Source organism: Bacillus sp. lyk4-R2A-2 (assembly GCF_030209735.1).
Lineage (GTDB): Bacteria > Bacillota > Bacilli > Bacillales > Bacillaceae > Bacillus > Bacillus pumilus.
In genome coordinates this window covers 196,860-221,932 of record NZ_JARVRK010000006.1, presented here as the reverse complement: position 1 = coordinate 221,932, position 25,073 = coordinate 196,860, and the positions used below count along the sequence as shown (strand labels likewise).

25 protein-coding genes are annotated in these 25,073 nt (G+C 42.2%); 17 read left to right on the top strand and 8 right to left on the bottom strand.

Annotated elements, in window-relative coordinates; translation table 11 throughout:
• Positions 1 to 15: 15 nt before the first annotated feature.
• The 13 genes from QRN39_RS12075 to liaR all read left to right on the top strand — a co-directional run bounded on the left by QRN39_RS12075 (position 16) and on the right by liaR (position 13,200).
• Positions 16 to 1,473, top strand: coding sequence for a tagaturonate reductase (locus QRN39_RS12075; RefSeq protein WP_268459253.1), 1,458 nt, complete (start codon positions 16 to 18; stop codon positions 1,471 to 1,473).
• Positions 1,470 to 2,963 carry a UxaA family hydrolase gene (locus QRN39_RS12070; protein WP_268459255.1) on the top strand — a complete coding sequence of 498 codons (1,494 nt, stop codon included), beginning with the start codon at positions 1,470 to 1,472 and terminating at the stop codon, positions 2,961 to 2,963. Before QRN39_RS12075 ends, QRN39_RS12070 begins: the two co-directional genes overlap by 4 nt.
• A gap of 20 nt (positions 2,964 to 2,983) precedes the next feature.
• On the top strand, positions 2,984 to 4,375 hold the full coding sequence (locus QRN39_RS12065; protein WP_137054416.1) for a glycoside hydrolase family 28 protein: 1,392 nt from the start codon (positions 2,984 to 2,986) through the stop codon (positions 4,373 to 4,375).
• A 172-nt stretch (positions 4,376 to 4,547) separates the two neighbouring features.
• Complete coding sequence (locus QRN39_RS12060) at positions 4,548 to 5,498, top strand: ABC transporter substrate-binding protein (RefSeq protein ID WP_212045529.1); 951 nt, start codon at positions 4,548 to 4,550, stop codon at positions 5,496 to 5,498.
• Entirely contained in the window at positions 5,464 to 6,522 is a 1,059-nt protein-coding gene (locus QRN39_RS12055; RefSeq protein WP_003212738.1) for a FecCD family ABC transporter permease, read from the top strand. Before QRN39_RS12060 ends, QRN39_RS12055 begins: the two co-directional genes overlap by 35 nt.
• Positions 6,519 to 7,799, top strand: a complete 1,281-nt coding sequence (locus QRN39_RS12050; RefSeq protein WP_284907326.1) for a heme ABC transporter ATP-binding protein — start codon at positions 6,519 to 6,521, stop codon at positions 7,797 to 7,799. Before QRN39_RS12055 ends, QRN39_RS12050 begins: the two co-directional genes overlap by 4 nt.
• 122 nt (positions 7,800 to 7,921) lie before the next feature.
• On the top strand, positions 7,922 to 8,491 hold the full coding sequence (locus tag QRN39_RS12045) for a cob(I)yrinic acid a,c-diamide adenosyltransferase (RefSeq protein WP_251190833.1): 570 nt from the start codon (positions 7,922 to 7,924) through the stop codon (positions 8,489 to 8,491).
• A 166-nt stretch (positions 8,492 to 8,657) separates the two neighbouring features.
• A complete protein-coding gene (locus QRN39_RS12040) occupies positions 8,658 to 9,050 on the top strand; it encodes a hypothetical protein (protein ID WP_050944105.1) in 393 nt (130 codons plus the stop codon).
• Positions 9,051 to 9,065: 15 nt separating this feature from the next.
• Entirely contained in the window at positions 9,066 to 9,731 is a 666-nt protein-coding gene (gene liaH / locus QRN39_RS12035; RefSeq protein WP_003213665.1) for a stress responsive protein LiaH, read from the top strand.
• A gap of 111 nt (positions 9,732 to 9,842) precedes the next feature.
• On the top strand, positions 9,843 to 10,712 hold the full coding sequence (gene liaG, locus QRN39_RS12030; RefSeq protein WP_284907325.1) for a LiaG family protein: 870 nt from the start codon (positions 9,843 to 9,845) through the stop codon (positions 10,710 to 10,712).
• A 30-nt stretch (positions 10,713 to 10,742) separates the two neighbouring features.
• Positions 10,743 to 11,507: a cell wall-active antibiotics response protein LiaF gene (gene liaF / locus QRN39_RS12025; protein WP_284907577.1), complete on the top strand. Its 765-nt coding sequence runs from the start codon at positions 10,743 to 10,745 to the stop codon at positions 11,505 to 11,507.
• On the top strand, positions 11,504 to 12,568 hold the full coding sequence (gene liaS, locus QRN39_RS12020; RefSeq protein ID WP_003212649.1) for a two-component system sensor histidine kinase LiaS: 1,065 nt from the start codon (positions 11,504 to 11,506) through the stop codon (positions 12,566 to 12,568). Before liaF ends, liaS begins: the two co-directional genes overlap by 4 nt.
• Entirely contained in the window at positions 12,565 to 13,200 is a 636-nt protein-coding gene (liaR, locus tag QRN39_RS12015; RefSeq protein ID WP_003213157.1) for a two-component system response regulator LiaR, read from the top strand. Before liaS ends, liaR begins: the two co-directional genes overlap by 4 nt.
• Positions 13,201 to 13,247: 47 nt before the next feature.
• Here the strand turns inward: liaR and QRN39_RS12010 are convergent, their stop codons facing one another.
• Genes QRN39_RS12010 through QRN39_RS11995 form a run of 4 tightly spaced genes read right to left on the bottom strand, consistent with a single transcriptional unit; the run spans position 13,248 to position 17,277 of the window.
• Positions 13,248 to 13,616 (bottom strand): hypothetical protein, encoded by a 369-nt coding sequence (locus tag QRN39_RS12010; RefSeq protein ID WP_003212877.1) that lies wholly within the window; start codon positions 13,614 to 13,616, stop codon positions 13,248 to 13,250.
• A gap of 37 nt (positions 13,617 to 13,653) precedes the next feature.
• Positions 13,654 to 14,775, bottom strand: coding sequence for a Ger(x)C family spore germination protein (locus QRN39_RS12005; RefSeq protein WP_050944103.1), 1,122 nt, complete (start codon positions 14,773 to 14,775; stop codon positions 13,654 to 13,656).
• Positions 14,772 to 15,866 carry a GerAB/ArcD/ProY family transporter gene (locus QRN39_RS12000; RefSeq protein ID WP_050944102.1) on the bottom strand — a complete coding sequence of 365 codons (1,095 nt, stop codon included), beginning with the start codon at positions 15,864 to 15,866 and terminating at the stop codon, positions 14,772 to 14,774. The genes QRN39_RS12005 and QRN39_RS12000 overlap by 4 nt, the downstream gene beginning before the upstream one ends.
• Positions 15,853 to 17,277: a spore germination protein gene (locus QRN39_RS11995; protein WP_226804022.1), complete on the bottom strand. Its 1,425-nt coding sequence runs from the start codon at positions 17,275 to 17,277 to the stop codon at positions 15,853 to 15,855. The genes QRN39_RS12000 and QRN39_RS11995 overlap by 14 nt, the downstream gene beginning before the upstream one ends.
• 114 nt (positions 17,278 to 17,391) lie before the next feature.
• Between QRN39_RS11995 and QRN39_RS11990 the strand changes: the two genes are divergently transcribed.
• Positions 17,392 to 17,559 carry a YvzF family protein gene (locus tag QRN39_RS11990; RefSeq protein WP_003213147.1) on the top strand — a complete coding sequence of 56 codons (168 nt, stop codon included), beginning with the start codon at positions 17,392 to 17,394 and terminating at the stop codon, positions 17,557 to 17,559.
• A gap of 88 nt (positions 17,560 to 17,647) precedes the next feature.
• Positions 17,648 to 19,042 carry a class II fumarate hydratase gene (fumC, locus tag QRN39_RS11985; protein WP_137054422.1) on the top strand — a complete coding sequence of 465 codons (1,395 nt, stop codon included), beginning with the start codon at positions 17,648 to 17,650 and terminating at the stop codon, positions 19,040 to 19,042.
• A 79-nt stretch (positions 19,043 to 19,121) separates the two neighbouring features.
• Here the strand turns inward: fumC and QRN39_RS11980 are convergent, their stop codons facing one another.
• Positions 19,122 to 20,000, bottom strand: a complete 879-nt coding sequence (locus QRN39_RS11980; RefSeq protein ID WP_251190838.1) for a TetR/AcrR family transcriptional regulator — start codon at positions 19,998 to 20,000, stop codon at positions 19,122 to 19,124.
• Positions 20,001 to 20,192: 192 nt separating this feature from the next.
• Here QRN39_RS11980 and spxO point away from each other — a divergent pair, with 192 nt between their 5' ends.
• Positions 20,193 to 20,357 carry an anti-adapter protein SpxO gene (gene spxO, locus QRN39_RS11975; protein WP_003212782.1) on the top strand — a complete coding sequence of 55 codons (165 nt, stop codon included), beginning with the start codon at positions 20,193 to 20,195 and terminating at the stop codon, positions 20,355 to 20,357.
• 20 nt (positions 20,358 to 20,377) lie between these two features.
• Here the strand turns inward: spxO and QRN39_RS11970 are convergent, their stop codons facing one another.
• Both QRN39_RS11970 and QRN39_RS11965 read right to left on the bottom strand, forming a co-directional pair.
• Positions 20,378 to 21,709, bottom strand: coding sequence for a sensor histidine kinase (locus QRN39_RS11970; RefSeq protein WP_106032222.1), 1,332 nt, complete (start codon positions 21,707 to 21,709; stop codon positions 20,378 to 20,380).
• Positions 21,706 to 22,383, bottom strand: coding sequence for a response regulator transcription factor (locus tag QRN39_RS11965; protein ID WP_284907324.1), 678 nt, complete (start codon positions 22,381 to 22,383; stop codon positions 21,706 to 21,708). Before QRN39_RS11965 ends, QRN39_RS11970 begins: the two co-directional genes overlap by 4 nt.
• Before the next feature lie 336 nt (positions 22,384 to 22,719).
• On the opposite strand from QRN39_RS11965, the gene QRN39_RS11960 reads away from it, so the two are divergent.
• Entirely contained in the window at positions 22,720 to 24,090 is a 1,371-nt protein-coding gene (locus QRN39_RS11960) for a S1C family serine protease (RefSeq protein WP_226804020.1), read from the top strand.
• A gap of 45 nt (positions 24,091 to 24,135) precedes the next feature.
• Here QRN39_RS11960 and QRN39_RS11955 read toward each other — a convergent pair whose 3' ends face one another.
• Positions 24,136 to 24,981, bottom strand: a complete 846-nt coding sequence (locus QRN39_RS11955; protein ID WP_050944095.1) for an oxidoreductase — start codon at positions 24,979 to 24,981, stop codon at positions 24,136 to 24,138.
• Positions 24,982 to 25,073: the final 92 nt, after the last annotated feature.

Sequence of the window (25,073 nt, the reverse complement as noted above, 5' to 3'; positions counted from 1 at the left end):
GAGAGGGGAATCCATTTGAAACGTTTATCAAAAGCCCTATACCCGGTGCCTGAGTATCCGGAAACGATTTTGCAGATTGGTGAAGGGAATTTTATGCGAGGCTTTATTAATTGGCACATCCAAAAGCTGAACGACTGCACAGATTTTAAAGGAAGAGCTGTTGTTGTTCCTCCGAGAAAAGGATCTGTTGCAGCTTTAAATGAACAAGATGGCTTATACACATTATGTATACAGGGCTATCATGACCAGCAAGAAATGAATGAGCGGATGGTCATTCAATCGATCAGCAGAGGAATCAGTACGTATACGGATTATGATGTTTTTTTACAAGTAGCTGAAAACCCCGATCTCCGCTTTGTCTTCTCCAACACGACAGAGGCAGGGCTTATGTTCAGAAAGGCGGATCGCTTGGAGGATCGACCGCAAGCGAGTTTTCCAGGAAAGCTGACGGCGTTCCTATATCACAGGTTTAAAGCATTTGCTGGAGATGAACAAAAAGGGCTGATCATCCTTCCATGTGAGCTGGTCGAACATAACGGTGATCGCTTGAAGGAATATGTGATAGACATGGCAGCTGAGTGGGATCTGCCGCTTGCGTTTATCACATGGATCAAGGAAGCCAATACGTTTTGTAATACGCTTGTGGATCGGATTGTTCCTGGGTTTTCTAAGGAAGCAGCTGAAATTGTTCAAAAGGAAGAGGGGTATATCGACGAGTTGCTTGTCACGGCAGAATACTATCACCTCTTTGTTATTGAAGCACCTGTCTTCGTACAAAAAGAGCTTCCCTTTCAAGAAGCAGGTTTAAATGTCCTTTTTGTAGAGGATATTGCGCCTTATCGCATGAGCAAGGTACGGATTTTAAACGGTGCCCATACAGCGATGGTGCCAATCGCTTACTCATGCGGGGTAGAAACTGTAAAAGAAGCTGTGGATGATGAGGATGTTGGTACGTTCATCCGGCGGATGCTGGAGGAGGAAGTGCTGCCAGGGCTTGAGCTCTCTCGAGATGAGCTTCTTCTTTATACACAATCGGTTTGGGATCGCTTTTGCAATCCATTTGTGAAGCATCAATTGCTGGATATTGCGCTCAATGGTGTATCTAAGTTTCGAACCCGTATTCTCCCGTCATTGTTTGATTATGTTGAGCAAAAGAAACAGCTGCCAATGAAACTCGTGTTTTCACTCAGCAGCCTCATTTATTTTTACAGAGCACAGGCAGAAAAGATAAAGGATGATGAGACTGTACTGGTATTCATGAAGGAAGCCTTTGAAGGAGAGAACCAATCTAATGAAGCGATCGCAGCTAAGATTCTATCATGTGAGTCATTATGGGGGAAAAATTTAACGGATATAAATGATTTGGTTCATGCTGTAGCTGATCAGCTTACCCTCATACAGGAGCAAGGAATGAGAGCGGCTGTTCAACGAATGCTGCAACATCAATATGAAAGTCAGGGGGAGAAGGCATGAAAGATTTTATTGTGATTCACCCTTCAGATAATGTCGGTATTGCTTTAAAAGTACTTGAACAAGGGGAGGAACTGCATTATCAAGATCATTCCGTTATTTTAAAAGAGACCATCGCCAAAGGTCATAAGTTTGCATTGGCTGATATCAAGCAAAGAGAGAATATCATGAAATACGGTTACCCCATCGGTCATGCAACGACTGCCATTTCTGCTGGAGAATGGGTGCATACACATAACATCAAAACCAATTTATCAGGCAAGCTCGATTATGAATACGAGCCTTCATTTACAAATAACCCCTATGAAAAAACGAATCTTACATTTAAAGGATATAAACGAAAAAATGGGGAAAGCGGGATTCGCAATGAGCTTTGGATTGTCCCAACCGTTGGATGCGTAAATGGCATTGCCGATCAAATCATTCAAATTTTTACCGCTGAAATGGGCGGAAGCATCCATCCGTTTGAAACAGCTCTTGTATTAAAGCACAATTATGGATGCTCACAGCTTGGGGACGATCATGAGAATACAAAAATCATTTTACAAAATGCCGTGAAGCATCCCAATGCTGGAGGAGTGCTCGTCCTCGGACTTGGTTGTGAAAATAACGACATTGAAGATTTTCAGTCTACATTAGGTGAATATGACCATGAGAGAGTGAAATTTTTAAGAAGCCAAGAAGTAGGAGATGAGATTGAGGCGGGAGTCGCTTTACTCAAGGAAATTTATGAGGCAGCGAAAGAAGATCACCGTGAAGAAATCCCGTTATCTGAGCTGAAAATCGGCTTGAAGTGCGGGGGATCAGATGGATTCTCCGGCATTACCGCAAATCCGCTTTTAGGAAGGCTGTCCGATTTTATTGTTGCTCAAGGCGGCACGACAGTGTTAACAGAAGTGCCCGAAATGTTTGGAGCAGAAACGATTTTAATGGAGAGAGCGGAATCAGAAGCGACTTTCGACAATATTGTGCAAATGATCAATGACTTTAAACAATACTTCATGGATCATCGACAGCCAGTATATGAAAATCCTTCCCCGGGAAATAAAGCAGGTGGAATTTCGACATTAGAGGATAAATCTCTCGGCTGTACACAAAAAGCAGGAACTTCTGACATTCAAGATGTATTGAAATATGGGGAATTGCTGAAGCGAAAGGGCCTAAATTTATTAAGTGCACCGGGAAATGATTTGGTTGCTTCATCTGCTCTTGCCGCTTCTGGCTGTCAGTTGGTTCTTTTTACTACAGGCAGAGGGACACCATTCGGCACGTTTGTCCCAACAATGAAGGTCTCGACGAATACAGCCTTATATGAAACAAAAAAGCACTGGATTGACTTTAATGCGGGAGAACTGCTTGAAGATGTACCAGAAGATATTGTGTTAGAAAAATTTATTTCAACTGTCATTGATGTGGCGAGCGGGAAGCTATTAAATCATGAAAAAAACAATTTTAGAGAGCTGGCTATTTTCAAAACAGGTGTCACACTTTAAGGCGACTGGGGGTTGAGAATGTGTCTAGAAAACGGGATTTGATGTATATCACAGCAGGAACGGTACTCACAGGAATCGGACTCACTCGTTTAGCAAGGCAAGGGAAGAAAGACAAAGAAGCAAACGGAATCGATCAGGTGTTAAAGCAGATAAAAGCACCGCTGTTCCCTGATCGTGAATTTAATGTGGTTCATTATGGGGCAGATGCAAAAGGAACCGAGCTTTCAACAGATGCTATCCAGTCTGCCATTAATGATGCGCACCGTTTGAAAGGGGGACGTGTGCTGATTCCAGAAGGGACGTTTGTGACAGGTGCGCTAGAATTGAAGAGTCATGTAGAGCTGCATTTGCATGAGAAAGCGTATGTGGCATTCAGCCAAAACCCAAAGGATTATCTGCCGCTTGTACTGACAAGATATGAAGGGGTTGAGCTTTATAATTATTCACCTCTCATTTATGCACACCATGCAGAAAACATCGCCATTACAGGAGCTGGAACGCTTGATGGCAGAGGAGATGAGCATCATTGGTGGCCTTGGAAATATGGCACGAATGGCCAGCCTTCTCAAGATCGGGATCGTCAGCTTCTATTTGACATGGCTGAAAAGAGAATACCAGTAGAAGAAAGAGTGTTTGGAGAAGGGCATTATTTAAGATCAAGCTTTATCCAGCCCTACCAATGTCAGCAAGTTCTTATTGAGGGAGTGACAGTGAAGGATTCACCGATGTGGCAAATTCACCCTGTACTAAGTGAACATGTGATTGTCCGTGGAGTTCATATTATCGGGCATGGACCAAACACAGATGGTGTCAATCCGGAGTCTTGCCGGAATGTGCTCATTGAAGATTGTTATTTTGATAATGGCGACGATTGTATTGCCATCAAATCTGGAAGGAACGAGGACGGACGGAGAATAGGGATTCCATCTGAAAACATTGTTATTCGTAGAAATGAGATGCGTGATGGACACGGCGGAGTGACGATTGGGAGTGAAATCTCTGGCGGGGTAAGGTATATCTATGCAGAGAATAATGTCATGGATAGTCCGAACCTTGACCGGGCACTGCGGATTAAAACCAACTCTGTCAGAGGCGGTACCATTGAACATATTTACTTTAAAAACAACACAGTCAAAAGCTTAAAGCATGAAGTGGTCTGTATCGACATGATGTATGAGGAAGGGGATGCGGGTCCACATCGTCCTGTTGTACGTCATATTCAAGTGGAAGGACTGAAAAGCAGCGGCGGACGATATGGTGTGAAAATAGCTGCCTACTCACATTCCCCCGTGACAAACTTCAACATGAAAAATTGTGTCATAGACCATGTGACGTATCCACTTTCTTTGGAGCATGCAGTAGCGCCTTCTTTTCAGAAAGTTGTCATCAATGGGGAACAAATTAATAAATAGATGGGCGTAAAACAGTCTTATTAGAGGCTGTTTTTCTTTTATCAGAACGAAAAAGACGCTTTTAGAAATCACATATACAACCTAACTGCACTGTAGTATAATATTCCCGAAATTAGAAAAGAATTGACGGAAGAGCTTTCGTCAAGCAGTACATAAATCAGGGGGTTCATTCATGAAAAAGTTAACGGCCATTTGGCTATCGCTATTGCTTGTGATGGGTGTTTTAGCAGGATGTGCAGGTGCTGAAACAGACCATAAAGCAAAGAGTTCACAAAATAACGAAACAGCGGCTGCGGCATTTCCTGTCTCGATTAAAGATGCAGCTGGTAAAACAGTCGAAATCAAAGAACAGCCTAAACGTATTGTCTCATTAATTCCAAGTAATACAGAGGTTGCCTATGCGCTTGGTCTTGGAGATAAAATGGTTGGACGATCTGATTTTGACAATTATCCAAAGGAAGTTGAAAAGGTAGAGAAGATTGGCGGACTTGAATTCAATGTCGAGAAGGTGATTTCCTTAAAGCCTGATCTTGTACTAGCTCATGCCTCGCAAATGGGATCAAAAGAGGGATTTAAACAGCTAGAGGATGCAGGAATTCAAGTACTGACTGTAAATGATGCCACTTCCTTTAAGGATGTGTACAAATCGATCAATACGATCGGTGAAGCAACAGGTGCAAAAGAAGCATCAACAAAGCTTGTAGACGAGATGAAAGCAAAATTGAATCACATCAAGAAACAAGCAGAGGCGATCTCCAAAGACAAACAAAAAACAGTCTTTGTTGAAGTTTCAGGTACGCCTGAAATTTATACAACAGGTACTCATACATTTATGGATGAAATGCTTTCTGTTATCCATGCGAAAAATGCTGCTAGTGATCAAACTGGCTGGGTGCAAATGACAGAAGAATCGATTATCAAACGAAACCCTGACGTAATCGTCACAATTGATGGTTCCAGCTTAGCTGATCTGAAAAAGAGAGACGGCTGGAATACGATCAAAGCAGTGAAGGGAAAACAAGTCTTTCAATTGAATACGGATCTCGCATCAAGACCGGGGCCGCGATTGGTTGAAGGAGTCGAGGCTCTTGCGAAAAGCATCTATCCTGACACGTTCAAATAAATTCATCATCGCATACACACTAAGTGCTTTACTTCTTGTGGTAAGCATTGGAATGGGAATCTCCTTTGGAAGCTTAGGGATTCCCATTCCTTCTATTCTCCGTATATTTGTTCATGAACTATTCGGTGTGCAGATAGGCACAATAGATTCAATTGATCGCAATATTATGATGAATATCCGGCTGCCGAGAGTGATATTAGCGGCATTAGTCGGAGCAGCGCTGGCGTTATCTGGTGCAGCCTTTCAAGGTTTATTAAAAAATCCTCTTGCTGACCCATATACACTGGGTGTATCTCAAGGGGCATCAGTTGGAGCCGTCGCGACCCTATTTTTCAGTTTGCAGCTCCCTTTGCTCGGCAGTTTCACACTGCCTTTTTTCAGTATGACAACAGCGCTTGTGACCCTATGTCTCGTCCTCTTTTTTGCGCGTCTTGTCCATCGGGGGATGAGCATCTCCTCTTTAATTTTAACAGGGGTGATTTTCAGTTCTTTTTTGGGCGCGCTTATATCATTGATGATTGCCTTAACGGGTGATGATTTAAAAGAGATTATTCATTGGCTTCTTGGCAGTGTGTCCATGAGGGGCTGGCGCTATATTGTGCTTTTCCTTCCTTTCTTTCTGATTGGGACCTTTGCATTAATGCTGATGGGGCGAGATTTGAATGTCATGACGTATGGCGAGGAGAAGGCAAAGCTATTAGGTGTACATGTGAAAAGGAGCAAATATATCGTGCTGCTTGCTGGATCGATTCTGACTGGTAGTGCAGTAGCAGTGTCAGGGACGATTGGGTTTGTGGGACTTGTGATTCCTCATTTTATTCGCCTCTTAGCGATCACAGACCACCGGCACCTCCTGCCTTTGTCTATGCTGAATGGCGCTTCCTTTCTCGTTTTAGCAGACGTGTTATCACGTACGATCATTGAGCCGACTGAATTACCGATCGGCATCATCACAGCGTTAATTGGTGCCCCTGTATTCGGCATCATCCTCATTCGTAAATACAGAGGAGGGACGCATCTATGATTCAAGTGAAGGAAATCAAAGGTGGATATGGAGAGAAAGAGGTCATACGTGGCATCAGTTTTGAGGTAAATCAAGGGGGATTTCTCGGTATACTTGGTCCAAATGGAAGCGGGAAGTCGACCTTGCTTAAAATGATCTCTGGGTTGCTGGAACCTGATAGTGGTGAAGTACGCCTGAGCGGTCAACTGATTCAATCCTATCGTCCAAAGGCACTTGCGCAAAAAATGGCTGTTCTACCGCAGAAAACGGACCAAGCCTTCTCATTTACAGTGGAAGAAACGGTTCAATTCGGTCGTTATCCATATCAAAAAGGATGGCTGCAATCTGTTACACGAGAAGATATGCAGATCATCAACAAAGTAATGGAACAAACGGATGTTGCACAATTTAAGGATCAATCTATTCATGAGCTAAGCGGGGGAGAACAGCAGCGTGTGTACTTGGCACAGGCATTAGCCCAGCAGCCTGAATATTTATTGCTGGATGAACCAACCAGTTTTCTTGATTTGGCCTATCAAAAGGATTTGCTTGATTTAATTAAAGAAGAGACCACTTCCTCTAGGCTAACGGTGATCGGTGTGTTTCATGATGTGAACATCGCCAGTTTGTATTGTGACCGGCTGCTGCTGCTTGATGAAGGAAAGACGGAAATAGTAGGGCTGCCGCATCACGTCTTGACGCCTGAGCGAATCAACCGTGTATATGAAACAGATGTAACACCGCTCCAACACCCGCGAAGGGCAAATCCTCAGCTGATCATTGAACCTGCCGGGGCTTCTGTAGCATCAAATGCAAAGTTAGCGGACGGGTGGAAAACGTATGGAGGAGAAGGAATGACGTTTTCCCTCGAACAGCCGCTCCGCATCCTTTCCTCACATCAGAAAAGGGGCGGCTTCTTTTGGAAAAGGTCTCTCGGAACGGGAAGTGACATGCTTCGTGACGAGTTGGATGATCGTGAGGGACTATTGTTTTATAACCTAACGAGTGGACCAAAACAATTTGCTGCTGAAGACACAGACGACGACATGGTGCTTTACGGTATGCGTCATCAAGAAGAGCTGACCATTTGGCTTGTATTGAAAGAGTCTATATCAGACGGATCGTCTGTTCAGCTTATGGGGCAGCTTGTCCACATGATAAAACAGGAGACGAGCATGTCCATTCATCATCTTTGTATCGCTGCTGCGGGTATGCAGGAAACAGAAGGTGATGAGCATTTACACGAAAGATTAAAGCAGAAAGTGCACCTTCTTCTTTATTCATTGAATGCCATTTAAAAGTGAACCAAATGGTTCGCTTTTTGTTTATGATGCGATCACAGTACTTTAGTTAAACAAATACATCCTTTTCACTTCAGGTTATACTAAAAGGACAAAGCAAAAGAAAAGGAGGAACACCAATGAAACTTTATACAAAAACAGGGGATCAAGGTCAAACAGGCTTGATCGGCGGGAGAGCCGATAAGGATGATGTGAGAGTAGAGGCGTACGGCACGTTAGATGAGGCGAATAGCTTCATTGGACTCGCACATGCACATTTACGTCAGCATGGCGAATTGTTTCAAGACATTTTGTCAGAGCTGATTGTGATACAGCACGAGCTGTTTGACTGCGGCGGTGATTTGGCAGCAGTCAAACCACCGAAAGAAGGTAAATTAACTGAAGCGTCTGTAGCAGTCCTTGAGCAAAGAATGGATGACTATGTAGAAGAAGCCGCGCCTCTCACGAAGTTTATTTTACCGGGCGGCCAGGAAGGCGCAGCTCTCTTACATGTGGCGCGGACAGTCGTCAGAAGAGCAGAGCGGCATATGGTGACGCTTACGAAGCAGGAGGAGATTCCAGCAGTTGCGCTCACATATGTAAACCGGCTCTCTGACTATTTATTTGCAGCCGCCCGAATCGTGAATCATCGGCTCGGTGAAGCGGATGTTGAATATGAACGAAGTGCAAACGTATTTCGGTCTAAATAAAGGAAAGCACTCTTCAAATGAGAAGAGTGCTTTTTTATTGGGTTCTACCGCTCAGTCTGAGCGAAGTTACGACTCTGGTCGCAATGAAAGATCAATCTGCGACACGTTTTGCCAGCTTTCTTTTTTGACTATAGTAAAAGCAAGGAGCAAGAAAGGAGGCATGAAGATGAAAATAACAAGTAAAACCATCATCGGTTCGATTTTAATGTTTGTCGGTCTATCCATCTTCTTCGGTGGCTCACTAGGAGGGCTGATCCCAATTCTGATTGGGGCGTGGCTCATCTATGTAGGTGTAAAGAAATATGAAAAAGGCAGTAAAACCTTCGGCGTCATTCTAGCAGTCATTGGTGTCATGATCGTTGTGCAAGCTCTTCCATTTATCCTTGGAATCGCACTAGCTGGGTGGCTTCTCTACTTCGGCTGGACGATGATCAATGGTAAACAGGCAAAAGAATCATCAAGTAGATCATATATGGAGCCAAACACGTCACCGAAAATGGAAGAACCTATGCACACGTCATTTGATCAAGAATGGGAAGACTTTTTAAAGAAAAAATAAGAGGAGGAAATTCAAATGGTATTCAGAAGAATGAGAGATATGTTTGTTGCAACGGTCAATGAGGGCTTAGATAAAATGGAGAATCCACGTGTCATGCTGAATCAGTACGTTCGTGATATGGAGGACGATATTGCCAAAGCGAAACATGCGATCATCAAACAGCAAACGATTCAACAAGGCTTCCTGCGCAAAGCAGAAGAGACGGAAGCATTTGCTGATAAAAGAAAGAAGCAGGCTGAGCTGGCATTTCATGCAGGAGAAGAAGAATTAGCACGAAAAGCGCTCACAGAAATGAAGTATTTTGAAGAAAAGCATCAGGAATATCAGGAAGCTTATCAGCAATCTGTGAAACAATTAAAAGAGCTGAAAGAGCAATTGCAACAGTTAGAAACGAAGCTGCGTGATATTAAAGACAAGAAGCAGGCACTCATAGCAAGAGCAAATGCCGCACAGGCAAAGCAGCATATGAACGAATCTATGAATAAAGTAGATAGTGAAAGTGCATATAAAGAATTTCTTCGAATGGAGAACCGTATCGAAGAAATGGAGACAAAAGCGGGCAGCTATACACAATTTGAGGATCAAGGAGCATATGCTCATCTAGACTATGCTGATGAGGTTGAAAAAGAATGGCAGAAGCTCAAGCTGGAGAAGAAGCCTGAGCAGCAGCAAGCAAACTAAGAAATCAATGGCAGATCGGAAGAAAAGCAGGATTTTTCTTCCGATATTTGATTTCTTTCTGTTTCGCTTTTCCTTATAATGAAAAGGTCAGAAGATAAAGGGATGGTATGAATGAAGCGATTAATTGGTCTAATTTGTATACTCGTAGGTGTCTTTTTAATGATTGGGATGCTTTTCAAAAACGAAAATCTCTTTCATTTGAGTTTCTCCCGTGAAAAACCAGTCACAACAGCTTCAGCGAAAAAAAATGAAATTGATCAATTAGATATTTCTCTTTCTGGATTTCGCGTGAAGGTAAAACCTGAAAATCGTTCCGATATTTCCGTGATGGTCGTAGGTGGAAAAGGGAAAATGTATGCGGAACAAACAGGCAGTACATTTAAAATCCGTGCTGAAAATAAAGGATTCTTGTTTTTCACTTCATTTGAAAAAGGAGAACTCTTAGTCAAAATGCCAACAGATTATCATAAAAATGTGAAGATTACGGGTGGAAGCGGGGTCAGTGAGATGGACGGCGAAGGGAAGCTGGCACTTGAAGATGTGATCCTCAAATCAACAAGCGGAAACCTCAATGCCGAGAATTTCTCAGCAAACAATGTCGAAATCAAAGCGACATCTGGCAGACTCTCTGTGTCTCACATCGATGCGGAAAATAGCGATATTGGAGCAACCTCAGGCCGTGCCGATATTAAAGATGTCAAAGGCGAAATGCAGCTAGAAATGACGAGTGGTAGATTGACGGCGAGCTTTGATACCATTGAATCACCTGTCTCCTTTCACATGACATCAGGCAGCGCAAAATTTAACCTGCCGGATGAAGGAGATTTTAACGTCCAAGTGAAAAAAACAAGTGGAAGTGTCGATCACACCTATCACTTTGATCAAGCAGATAGTGAAGGTCGAGGCTTTACAGGTACGCAGGGAAAAGGGACACACTTAGTCGATATTGAAATGACAAGTGGGAACTTAAAGCTGCGGTAATGAACGGAAGAAAGGAAGGAGGCGAGTCAACTGCGTTTTTCAAGGAATCAAATTTTAGGCATCATTGTCGTGATTTTTGGTATTAATCTATTTCTCAAAATTATTGGGATCGGAGCCGATTTGTTTTGGCCTGTGTTTTTTGCGCTTGCGGGCTATTGGCTGCACTCAAGATCCAAACGTTGGCTCGGTTCAGTTTCCTATATTTTTGCCGGCTTTCTCTTTTTAAAATTCCTGCTCAATATTACATTTAGTCTCACAGGATATTTATTTGCGGCCTTTTTGATATATGCCGGCTATCGCTTATTGAAAAACAAACCTGTTTTTGATGTCGATAAAAAGGAAGCACCGCAGAGCGATAAGCCTTCATTGAAAGTCAATCTTGAAAAAGAGGGCGAGCAAAAGAAAACAAAGAGCCAGACAAAGCCGCGCAAGGAGCATGACTTTTTTATCGGTGAAGTCAGGCTGATGAAAAAGCCGTTTCAATTAAGTGATTTGACGATTTCAGGGTTTATCGGGGATGTCAAAATCGACTTATCAAAGGCCATCATCGCAGAAGAAGAGAGCACGATCGTGATAAGCGGGCTCATCGGAGATGTGGATATTTTCGTACCGCAGGATATTGAAGTATGTGTGAGTGCTTCAGCTGCCATTGGTGATATGAAAATTATTGATGAAAAAAGAAGCGGATTCGGCAGTAAAGTGTATGTGATGACAGACAATTACGATGAGAGCAAACGAAAAGTGAAAATCTCCATCTCTTTACTGATCGGAGATGTGGATGTGAGATACTTATGAGGAAACTCCATCTAGGTATCCAGTGGCAATCTATTCGTCTTGGAGTAGGGATCTCGCTTGGTGTTGTCATCATGACGATGCTGCCCATGTTTTTTTATTATCAGCTTGATCCGATGATTCTCCTCTCTACCCGCTGGTTTGGCATCCCGTTTTTTTGTATTTTACTGATCATTAGTCTTGCCATTGGGTTTTCTGCCTCACATGTATTTGGCTATCAGCATAAAAAGCGTCTTGATCAGCTTGTAGAGTCGATTTTAAAGTTTGAAAATGGGAACTTTGCATACAGACTGCCGTCTCTTGGCGACGATGAAATTGGCTTAGCGGCTGATCAATTAAATGAAATGGCGAAACGAGTGGAAGGTCAAGTAGCCTCTTTGCAAAAGCTCTCGAATGAGCGGGCAGAATGGCAGGTGCAAATGAAAAAGTCGGTCGTCTCAGAAGAACGTCAGCGTTTAGCACGAGAACTGCATGATGCGGTTAGCCAGCAGTTATTTGCGATCTCGATGATGACCTCTGCGATTCTTGAAGTCATGAAGGAAAAGGATGAAAAGATTTTAAAGCAAATGCGCCTAGTCGAACGAATGGCTGGCGATGCACAAAATGAAATGCGTGCGCTTTTGCTTCACCTCAGACCGATCACCCTTGAAGGAAAAGACTTGAAAAAGGGCTTGATTGAGCTCCTAAATGAATTTCAAGCAAAACAGCCCATTGATATTGATTGGGAAATAGAAGATGATGTTCCGCTCTCAAAAGGAGTAGAGGATCACCTCTTCCGAATTGTACAGGAAGCCCTGTCAAATGTATTCAGGCATGCAAAGGCGACAAAGGTGACGGTTCGTCTGCTCATTCGAAATCGGCAGGTGCAGCTGAAGATTATCGACAATGGGATCGGCTTTCAAACCGATCATGTGAAGACGGCCTCCTACGGACTGGAATCAATTCGTGAAAGAACAAGTGAAGTAGGCGGTGTCGCAGAGATTATGTCATTTGAGGGAAAAGGAACACAAATTGATGTGAAGGTTCCCATTTTTGATGAAGGAAAAGGAGAGAACGTTCGATGATTCGAGTGCTTTTAATCGACGATCACGAAATGGTGAGAATGGGGCTTGCTGCTTTTTTAGAGGCACAGGCTGATATTGAAGTCATTGGTGAAGCGTCAGATGGACAAAAAGGTGTAGAGCTCGCAGTTGAATTAAGGCCAGATGTCATTTTAATGGATCTTGTCATGGAAGGCATGGATGGCATCGAAGCAACGAAAAGAATTTGTCAGGAAATTGAAGATGCTCGAATTATCGTTCTGACGAGCTTTATTGACGATGATAAAGTTTATCCAGTGATTGAAGCAGGTGCTTTAAGTTATTTATTAAAAACATCCAAGGCAGGAGAAATTGCAGATGCCATTCGGTCTGCAAGTATCGGCGAACCAAGACTAGAATCAAAAGTAGCTGGAAAGGTGATGAATAAACTTCGTCATTCCTCAAATGGATCGATCCTTCATGATGCATTAACAGCAAGGGAAATGGAAATCTTGAAGCTGATTGCCGATGGGAAATCGAATAAGGTCATTGCTGAGGAACTATTTATTACAATTAAAACAGTGAAGACACATATTACGAACATTCTTTCCAAACTCGATGTAGAAGATCGGACGCAAGCGGCTGTGTATGCGCATCGTCATAAGCTGATTCAATAAAATAAAAAAACAGCTTTCAAAAGAAAGCTGCTAGAACATGCGTAAGTTTAGTCCTTCTGTCCTGTGATCGGACGTTCGGATAGTTGATGGAGCTCAGGAACTGGAAAAGCCTCCTGCTCCTCGGCCGATTTGTCTTCTAGGGCTTTCTTCATCTCGGATAATAGCTTTACGCTCTCCTTTGCCAATGCTGCCTTTTTCTCTTGCAAACCAATGATCTGTGAAAGTCCGACGAATATACCGCCTCCAACAAGAAGGAGCGCAGGGGTTTGTCCATAATAAATCACGATCAAAAATGTGCTCGAAAAGCTGTCGGCTTCAATGAAGAAATCTTCTTTTGATTGCATGAATACAACGACTAACAGGAGTATTCCTAGAATCAAAAATAGAATGCCGGCCGAAAGTAAAGCTCGTTTCATGATTGACACCCTTTTTTTCTTACCATTTTAACATACTCTATAAGGATTGTGTTGCGCCCTTAGTCCCGAAGTCACGGATTTTCACATTTGCTTTGTAACGAATATCTGATTCACTAAAAATTTCATCCCAATGTTTTGCTTCTTTTCGAAAATCCTTCGGGTAGGCAATACTCGCCTTTTGATAGAATCCGCAAATATCTGCTTTGATCTCGTGCTGTAATTCACCGATGAAATCTTTAACGCTTGTCTCTATTCGACGCTTGACAACGCCTTCAATTTCTCTGAGATACTTTTCATTAAAAGCGTTTTCACGTTCATTCCAATCCTCAGACAATCGTCCATCAAGTTCCACTGACACATCAAATTGATATTTTCCGCTGGCTGATTTATTGGTTTTAATATGGTGCTTGAGTTTGAAAATCTCAAAAGAGTAGATGCTGTGTTCATATTCAAATTCAATGACTCCACCCAGTCCGTCTCCAGTTAACAGATTGTATGACTGTACTGCTAACGGAGAGATATTGGTGAGAAATCGCTTATTCTTAATAATAGAGGCTCCATCGATCATTAATTTTCCTTGATCGACGCTGACTTTCGGAATAGCGAAAGATACATTGTTTTGCATGGCAGAAGAAATATCTCCTAATGAGCTAGTCTTAAACATGCGAATGGTCGATTTTCTATTCTCAGAAAGATCGTATAAGGTCGTAGAGGCTGGCTGTCCGTCGTCATTGATTTTCAGCATGTCTCCAGGATTCTTAGAGGTCATAAAGACGAGGCCTCCTCTCCTCGTTTCATTGTCTCGAATGAATTGATTAATGACGAGGTCGAAATCATTCTCATTGATGAGTTCCTCAGAAAACAAAAACACCCGTAGCTGCTGTGCGAAAATGCGATGGCTTTTCAGCGCCGTCGTACGGAATATTTGATGCACAGAATCCCCGTTTGTTTCAATGATTTTCGTAGGGTCTTTGATGTTTGATTCCTGAGAGATCTTTTGAGGAACGAGGACTTGCATAGATACCTTTAATTTATTCCCTTGGTCCCCTTTGTCTACTGCAAATCCAATCGCCATGTTAAGCTCCTCAATATTTGTGCTATCCCAGCAACCACTTAATAGAACCAGCGTCAAAAGAGCAACAGCTGCTTTTTTTTTCATGTTGTGTTCCGCCTCCTTTTGAAAAACACGATGATAAATAAGAGAAACGGGAGAATGCCGAACAGCAGGAAAAAGAGGTTGTTCACATAGGTTAAATAATTTCGCACTGTATCGACATCCTTTGGAAAAATCGCTGCAAAGTAAATGACAATTCCCATTAAAACAAGGACCACTTTTTTAGGAAACTTGGTCAGTTTAGACACCCCGATTGCAGCAAAAAATGTATATCCGACAAAGCTTGTATAAAGCTGAATCAGCCAAACGATAAGCAAAAAGGAGTCAATTCGTTCAATAAAAATCCCCTGAATATCAAATGATTGAAATAAGGCAATGGTCGGCCAAGTCAAAGTCGCCGTTTCTTTAACAGTCAGCGCACCAATCACCATCATATAAGTGAAAATATAAATAATCGCAGGAATCAAAAAGCCGACTGTCCCATAAGCAAAGGTGTGTTTTTGTGTGTTCAGATAAGCAGGCATAAACAGTATCATTTCAATGCCGACAAACGATATGGCAGATGCATTCAAGGAATTGAAGACAGGGGAGAACCCCTCTCCTAAAACGGGACGGAGGTTATCTAACTTAAATTCTTGGAGACTAAGTCCATAAGCGACAAATAAGATGATGAGCGTCACAATCAGTATAAAAGGGAAAAGCCGGGCTAAATCACCAATTCCGCCAATCACCAGATAAAACCCAACTACAATAAAGCTGATCATTGTCACGGCTACTGGCGTGTTTTGAAGCAGAAAGAATTTGACCATTTCCGACATCGCGCGTACTTCATAGCTGGCGACGCCAAGAAAATAAATAATAATCATGAGATTGGCAAGAGCGCCCAGCCATTTCCCAAGCCCTTCGTTCGTATAATCATAATAAGAGGAGAAGGGGACTTTTTTCATCATCAGGACATTTGCAAAAATAAACACTATGTAAATGACACTCATAAGTAAGAGTGCAATCCAGCCGTCAGGTGTAGCCGCAGCCTGAGCCATCGATCTTGGCAGAATCATCATACTTGCGCCTAGTGTTGTATTTGCAATAATGGCACTTGCCTGATAGCTTGATATCGACTCTTTATGATTGACCATCTCGTTCTCCTTTCTGTTGATTTTTTAAGGGCAATCGAATAATGGAATTGTCCTCGTTTTTATAGCTGAACACAAAATCTGGTGAGAAATACGGTGTGCCAAAACTTTTTTGCCGTGTGAGATGAGTAAGGAGTACGAGCATAAACAGCACAATCCCGTATAAACCAAAGGTAGCCGCAGCAAACATGGACACAAAGCGGAGCACACGAAAGGACATGCCCATCCCGTATTGAGGAACAGTAAAGGACGCAAGGGCCATCACGCTGACGATAATCACCATGATCGAGCTCACAATATGAGCCTGAACGGCTGCCTGGCCAATAACAACCCCGCCAACAAGTCCGATCGTTTGACCGAGCGGGTTTGGCAGCCTTAAGCCGGCTTCCCGCAGGAGCTCAATCGTCATCTCCATGATGAGTGCCTCCACAATAGGCGGAAAGGGGACATTTTCTCTTGTACTTGAGATCGAAATAGCCAGAGTTGTTGGTAAAAGTCCTTGATGGAACGACACAAGCGCAATATAAATGGCTGATAAAAATAATGTCAGAAAGATCGAGGTAAACCGCAGCATACGAATGAGAGAGGCGGCGATCCATCTTTCATAATAATCATCAGGTGATTGCATAATCGTCGCGAGCGAAGCAGGTACAATTAACACAAAAGGTGAATGATCGACAAAAATGGCGACCCGGCCATTATTTAAAGCAGACGCGACTTTATCCGGCCGTTCTGTGTTTTGAATTTGTGGGAAAGGAGAGTACACATTGTCTTCAATGAGCTCCTCAAGAACACCAGAGTCCTGTATATCATCAATGGTGACTTGCTTGAGCCGTTTTTTTACCTCTTTTAAAACAGAGGTTTCAACGATACCGTCAATGTACATGATGGTCACTTGGGTGTATTTCTTTTCCCCGATCTTCATGTTTACTGTTTTGAGGTCAGGGTTTTTCAAGCGCTGTCGCACGAGAGCTAAGTTCGTGTTTAAATCTTCAATGAAGCCAACTTTCGGCCCTCTTACGACTGTTTCAGATGTAGAATCCCCTAAACTGCGTTTTTTCGTTCCATGCGTTTCTAAAATATACGCATGCTGAAATCCATTAATCAGCACCACGCAATGCCCTTCAAAAATCGCATCGACCAATTCTTCAGAGGTCTTCACCGAACGTGTCGTCATCATGGATAAATTAGCTTCCAACTTCTCTTTTGTAAGAGAGGTATGATCTTGGAGAAGCAGCTTTAAAAAGGTTTGAATCTCCATCTTTTCGTTCATTTCTTTTATGTATAAATAGTAAACAACCTGCCCGTGAGGCAGCGTTTTTTTCTCATGGACCAAATCATCCATTTCCTTTAATTGCGGGAGAATGACGGAGAGATTATCGTATAAGTGTTCTTTCAATGGAGTCTGATTCAAAAGGATCACCCGCCTCAAATAACTTTTTCTTAGCATTACCTGCTTGAAAAAACAATATTCTGTGTTACATTATTTTGTGGTAAAAGAAAGAATGAGGGTTTTGGAGGAAACAAGATGGCACAAATTCGTTTAGCAGGAACAAAAGAGGAGATTGACCGTATTCTACAGTCGTTTGACAAGCATTATGAAGTGACATATACATCAAAGGATTACGGAAAAACGAACCCAAAATACAAATATTCGAAAGATGTCCGCGTTTATATTGAACTAAAATTAAAATAAAGATAAAATTTTAATTGAAAACGCTTAAAGGATTTTCGTTTTTTGTATAGAATAGAGTTGAGTGTATAAAGCTATGGAGGGATACATAATGACAGAATTTAGAATCGAAAAAGATACAATGGGCGAAATCAAGGTGCCAAAGGACAAGTTCTGGGGTGCACAAACACAACGAAGCAAAGAAAATTTCAAAATCGGTTCTGAGAAAATGCCAAAGGAAGTTGTGAATGCGTTTGCAATTTTGAAACGTAGCACAGCGATTGCCAACGAACGTCTTGGCAACCTTGAGAGCGAAAAAGCAGAAGCAATTGCTGCTGTATGTGATGACATCATCAGCGGAAAGTATGACGAGCATTTCCCGCTTGTTGTATGGCAGACAGGTAGCGGGACACAAAGTAACATGAATATGAACGAAGTCGTTGCAAATAGAGCAACTGCTTACTTGAAAGATAAAAATAGTGAGTTCAGCATTCATCCGAATGATGACGTCAACCGCAGCCAAAGCTCAAATGACACATTCCCAACTGCTATGCACGTGGCAGCTGTTTTAGCTGTGTACAAAAAATTATTGCCTGCGATTGATCAATTAAGAGCGACTCTTGATGAGAAGGCAAAAGCATATCAAGAGATTGTTAAAATCGGTCGTACGCATTTGCAAGACGCAACTCCACTGACAGTAGGTCAAGAAATTAGCGGCTGGGTGTACATGCTGGACCGTTCAAAAGAAATGATTCTAGAATCAACTGAAAAAATGAGAGAGCTTGCGATTGGCGGAACAGCTGTTGGTACAGGAATTAACGCACATCCTGAGTTTGGCCAATATGTCGCTGAGGAAATCAGCAAGCTGACAGGTCAAAATTTCAATTCTTCACCAAACAAATTCCATGCGCTGACAAGCCATGATGAAATTACGTATGCACACGGTGCCCTAAAAGCACTTGCAGCTGATTTAATGAAAATTGCCAACGATGTGAGATGGCTGGCAAGTGGTCCTCGCTGCGGAATTGGTGAATTGATCATTCCTGAAAATGAGCCAGGAAGCTCCATTATGCCAGGTAAAGTCAACCCAACTCAAAGTGAAGCTTTAACAATGATTGCAGCACAAATCATGGGGAATGACGCAACAATCGGTTTTGCCGCGAGCCAAGGAAACTTTGAGCTGAACGTATTTAAGCCGGTCATCATCTATAACTTCTTGCAATCAGTTGAATTACTTGCTGACGGCATGAACTCATTCCATGACAAGTGTGCAGTTGGAATCGAACCAAACCTAGAAACAATCGAGAAAAACTTGAACGATTCATTGATGCTTGTGACGGCACTTAACCCGCACATCGGATATGAAAATGCAGCGAAAATTGCAAAGCTTGCTCACAAAGAAGGATTAACGTTAAAAGAAGCAGCACTTCAATTAGAGCTGTTAACAGAAGAGCAGTTTGAAGAGTTTGTGAAACCAGAAGAAATGGTGACACCGAAAGCAAAATAAAAACCAGGGGCGGCTGCCCTTGGTTTTTTTCATTGAACGTGATGTGGACAAAAATGAAACCCAGGTTCTGCCTTGGGTTCTACAAATGATCCTCTTTCAAAATACGCAAAAGTGACTCAGATACGGATTGGAGCGGTGCGAACAATTTCAGTTGATGCAGCATACCTTTCACGATGACTTGTCTAGGTTTTTGTTTGTTTAATTCATTTTCTAGAATGCCGAGTGCTTCAAATAAATCAGGCTCGTCTTTCACTTCATAGTGTGCTTCAGCCTGCTCTCTTAATTCTTTTAAAAGAGATTCTGTCAGCGGGTCGAATGACCGTTCATAAATAGGACCAAACCAATCGCTCGCTTGATCTACAGAGATGAGCGGAAGATCATGTCGCGCCATCATACCGCCCATCAAATCATCGATACGGTGAATCATCGTTGCGGCTAGCTCCTCAGCCTCCAGCTGAAAATCATATAAAATCGCAAGCTCGAAATAAACGTGGCTCATGCCCTCAATTGTCAAACAAAGATCAGCCATATAAGGAATCGCTGCATCTCTATATACCTGCTTAATGTTATCAATGTGAAGCTGAATGGTGGCAAGTCTGATTTGTTTTGCGAGCTGCTGCGTTTCTTCATTCATTGGCAGTGCTCGATCGCTCAGCTGCATTTTAATAAAATCCTTTTGCTGCAAAATATTATCGTAGTAGACAGTAAGCTGCTTGCGGTAGGCTTCCTTTGGTGTGCCGCCCTCTGTTTGAACCTCGTGGATCCGGGTAAATACCTTATCGTAATAGTAATGTAAGATTGAAATGAGCAGTGCTTCCTTTGATTTAAAATAAAGATAAAAAGCACCCTTTGACATGTGGCATTCATCCGCAATTTCCTGAACAGACGTTGTATTGTAGCCTTTACTGGCAAACAATTTCATGCCAGCCTCAATGATCATTTTCTCTTTCTTTTTCAATATGAATGTCATCCTTTCTTACCGAGAGACAAATGTCTTAGGAAACGTGCGCAAAGAGATGTGACTTATCGGTCATAAACGACGAAAGTTTTCAAAAATTAATCAGATTGTAACTTGTTTTTTACAGTGTAATTCTTTATATTATAAAGTAAGGTGACCAACTGGTCAAAAAATGTGAAAGGATGATGTTCCATGAGAGAAATCGATGATATGATAAGACGCTTGCGAACAAAAGGAATTCAAGTAGAAAAAGTCAAAATGCCGAAAGAGACAACCATTGAAAAGAAATGGATGTATCAAGCTGGCAAGAAAATCAAAGCCACATACCGTGATTTCAATGGGTATTCATTCATCTAAAAAAGACTGCGGTCAAAAACCTACAGTCTCTTCTTCGGTACCGTGATCGTATAACGTACACCTAGATCATCATTTTCAATTGATATAGACGCTTGATGCATGGAGAGAATTTTTTTGACAATGCTTAATCCAATACCGAATTCGCCCTTTTTTCCCTTACTAAAAGGTTCGTATAGGCTGGATAGCATATGTTCTTCAATTGGAGGACCGTCATTACGAATGACAATGCGTATTTGATCCTCTTCCTGTTTCATTTGAATATCAATTTTCCTTTTTGCGTAGCGAAGTTGATTTTCTAGGACATTTTCAAATAATTTGCTCCATTGTTCTGGATCGCCTTCAAGAGCAGCCTCATCATCTAAGTCCACGTTCCACTGTAATTCATTTTTCGACCAGCGTATTCGGTCGACCACTTCCAGCATCGTATTACTGAGTAGGAAGGAAGCATGTGCAGGGTGTTGATTTGATAAATAATCAAGCTTTGTTAAGTACAGCAAATCCTTGATTTTCTTCTCAAGCTTTTCCGCTTCACCTTCAATGACTTCCACTGTTTGTTCAAGATCTCCCTTAGGAAAAATACCATCTTTAATCGACTGCGTATAGCCGCGGATGACCATGACAGGTGTCTTTAAGTCATGTGATATATTTTGCAAAAGAGTCCGTTCTGTTTCATCCTTTTGAATGAGTTTTTGTCTCATTTCTTCAATGGTATGACCAAGCTTTCCAATTTCATCTTGCCGGTCAACGATGACAGGATCGTCCCAGTCCTCTTGTGCAATCCGCTTCACGTGTTTTTCAAACGCAACGATTGGACGGGATAAGTAGCGGGCAAGCCAAATCGATGGAATCCAGCTTAATAAAATAACGGTGCCCAGGATAAAGATCAGCTGTTTAAACAGCGTAAAGGACAGGTCATCTCGATAAGAGTCTGGCGCATAAGACAAAAGAATATATTGTGTATTGCCTGTTGATACTTTTTTGATGACAAAAAAGATGTGCTGGCCATTCACCTCTTCAGAATAGCGTTTCGTTGCGCTTTTTTGTTTTTTCACAAAGGCTTGGATTTTCTCAATAAAGGCGTGTGGGAAAAACTGCCCCATTTGGTTTAATTCATCTGACGGAATCAGAATGTGCTGCACCGAGCGGTTTTCCGGTGTCGACTTTGGCGAGCCGTCTCGGTTCAACGGATATTCTGTGAGCACCTGCTGTTCATTTTCGATATTTTTATAAATTTCATTCGTGAAAAAATTTCGTAATGTATTGGAAAATAGGATGATCAGAACAATTGAGATGGTGAGCAAAATACCAGAGATGACGATCCAAATTTGAAAAGCGAGTGGTTTGTTCTTCATCCTTTTAGCATCCTATAGCCAAATCCATAGATGGTCTCGACCTTTAAGTCGGGCATTTTTTTGCGCAATCGTCTGACAAGGTCATCCACCACACGATCTGTCCCGAAGTAATCGTGTCCCCAAATTTTGATGAGGATATCTTCACGAGAAAAAGCATGTCCTTGATGATGTGTAAATAAAAGCAGCAAGTCAAATTCCTTAGAAGTTAAGTTAATCAGCTGATCTCCTTCATACACCTCTCTTATATCCTCATGAATGACATATGAGGAGACGGGTGTGACACTTTGCTGCTGCGGAGTATCGCTGTTTTTGTACACAAGCTCAAGCAGCTTTTGCACCCGAATGATCAGCTCGCGCGGAAGAAATGGCTTCGCAATATAGTCACTGCTTCCTAGCTCTAAACCGATGACACGATCGATATCTGCGTCGCGTGCTGAAATGAAAATGACCGGTACGTCAGGTGATGCGGCTTTGATTTCTTTAATCAGTGTGTAGCCATCTGTATCAGGCAGCATGATATCTAAAATCCATAGATGCGGCGGCTTATTCATTGCTTCGCGTGCCGCTTCTCCGGTTAAAAAAGAGGAGACATTCCAATTTTCACTTTCTAAATATTTGGTTAAAAGTTCGTTTAAGTTTTGTTCATCTTCCACTAAATAAATGGTGTACGACAAAGTCTTCCACATCCTCTCAACGTCATTATAACGGGATACAAAGGCGGCATGTCAACAATCACATGCTTTTTTCACAATTTCACATATTCTTCTCATTATTATCCCATAATGTTTGTTTATGATAAGCTCAAGGGAAAAAAGGGCATAGACAAAAGGCAGATCAATAGGTGCTTTTCACGAATGTGCGCACCTTGCTTTTTTTCTATGAATAAGTATTATATAATTTGACATATTGTCATGTAGTATTTTCAATGATGTTGCCATTAAGAGGACATGAGTCCGATCTACACATATGAATCAAGCAAGTCATGAACATGATGTAAAGGAGTGTAAGCGATGGATTTCCGAAGAGAAGATGAAGAGAAGAAGTTGAATCAACAAGAAGATGTACATCAAGAGAATGAGAAACAAATAGACGAACCTGAAAAAGAAAAGGAACTCGTTTTTCAACCTCATGAAAACGAAGCTTCTGCCACTCAGGAGAGTGTGACAAACCATTCTCCTCAAATGGGGGATGACCGTGTGTCGAAAAAGGAGAAAAAGCGGAAAGCAGCATGGCTCAGTCCGATCCTTGGAGGAATTATTGGCGGAGGCCTTGTGCTTGGCATTACACCGCTTTTGCCGCAGTCACAGGACACAGCAGCAAACACTCAAACGCAAACAGCGTCAAGTGAACCGGCAGCCTCTGAAAATTTCTCAACAAAACAAATCACCAATGCCACGAATGTTTCTGATATGGTAGAAGATTTAGAGCCAACCATTGTGGGAGTCTCAAACTATCAATCTACCCAAAATTCGTTTGGCCTTAGCGGTGATTCAACAGAAGCTGAAGCTGGAACGGGTTCTGGTGTCATCTTTAAAAAAGATGGCAAAAAAGCGTACATTATTACAAATAACCACGTAGTCGAGGGTGCCAATAAATTGAAGGTCACACTTTATGACGGAAAAACAAAAGACGCGAAGCTTGTCGGCAGTGACGTGATGACAGATTTAGCTGTTGTCGAAATCAATGCAGACGGCATTGATAAAGTGGCGAGCTTTGGTGATTCTTCTAAGCTCCGTGCTGGAGACAAAGTGATTGCAATTGGGAACCCGCTTGGTGCCCAGTTCTCTGGTACTGTGACAGAAGGGATTATTAGTGGTCTTGATCGTACAGTTGAAGCGAACACATCATCTGGTACGGTGGAAATGAATGTACTGCAAACAGATGCAGCGATCAATCCAGGAAACAGCGGTGGACCGCTTATCAATACAGATGGTCAAGTCATTGGTATCAATAGCTTAAAAATTAGCGAAAGCGGTGTGGAATCACTCGGCTTTGCGATTCCAAGTAACGATGTCAAACCGATTGTAGATGAGCTGTTGAAAAACGGAAAGGTTGAACGTCCTTATCTTGGCGTACAAATGATTGACCTTGAGCAAGTGCCTGAAACGTATCAAGAAAATACGCTCGGCCTATTTGATAAACAAATCGGCAAAGGGATTTACGTAAAGGATGTATCAAAAGGATCACCTGCACAAAAAGCAGGCTTGAAGTCTGGAGATGTCATCATCAAGTTTAAAGGGAAAAACGTAGCGAATAGCTCTCAGCTGAAAGAAATTTTGTACAAAGAAACAAAAGTCGGCGATAAAACGACAATGACTGTTATTCGTGAAGGGAAAAACAAAAATCTAGACATTACCCTTGGACAGTCTGAAACAGAATAAATGAAAAAACAGGTGGACGTTAAAGGTCTACCTGTTTTTTTATGCTTATTTTTTTGAAGAGAGTGTACGTAATATGATCTTTTCCCACATGCTCCAAGGCAGGAGTTGCTTTGCTGTGAATGAAAGCCGCACTCCTTTCCCAATCGGATATCTCAGCTTTTTCAGCCGCTTCTTCTCGGCTAATCGAATCACAAGCTCTGCGACTTCACGCGGGTCCCCGTAGTTTGATTTCTGGGCATTGATATGAGCCATCATTTTTTGATAGAGGTGTATGTATTTTGATCCTTCTTCTGGCTGTAACATGTGCTCGTTCATAGACGTGTTCCAAATATTCGTTTGGAAAGAGCCTGGCTCGATCAAGGCTGCCTGTATACCGAACGATGCCAGTTCAATGCGCAAGCTCTCTGTGTAGCCCTCTAAAGCAAACTTGGAGGATACATAAGGAGAAAGTGCGGGCATTCCCATTAATCCGCTGATGCTGCTCATATTGAATATCTTTGCACCATTTGTCATCAGCGGAAGGACGGCTTGTGTCACTTCCATGACTCCGAAAACATTGACATCAAATTGCTGGCGGTACGTGTCAACAGGAACCTCTTCAGCAAAACCCGCATAGGCTGTTCCAGCATTGTTGACAAGCAAGGTAATGGGGGCGTAAGTATGCAACTTTTTCTGAAATGCTTGAATTGACTGCGTGTCTGTCACATCTAATGCTTCAATATGTATCGCTTCGGCTAACGAGGCTTGCTCGATTTCTTCAGCAAGCTTTTTCGCATTTGCTTCCTGCCTGACACCTGCAATCACTGTATAGCCTTGCTTGGCGAGCCCTATCGTGATGAGCTTGCCAAAGCCGCTATTGGCACCAGTTACAATGGCTGTCCTTTTCATCATCTCGTACCTCCTTTTTGTTTCAATTTACCATAGCCCGCTCTTTTATTGAATAACGAAAAGAAGGATGGAGAAGAATAAAAAGCGATGATAAG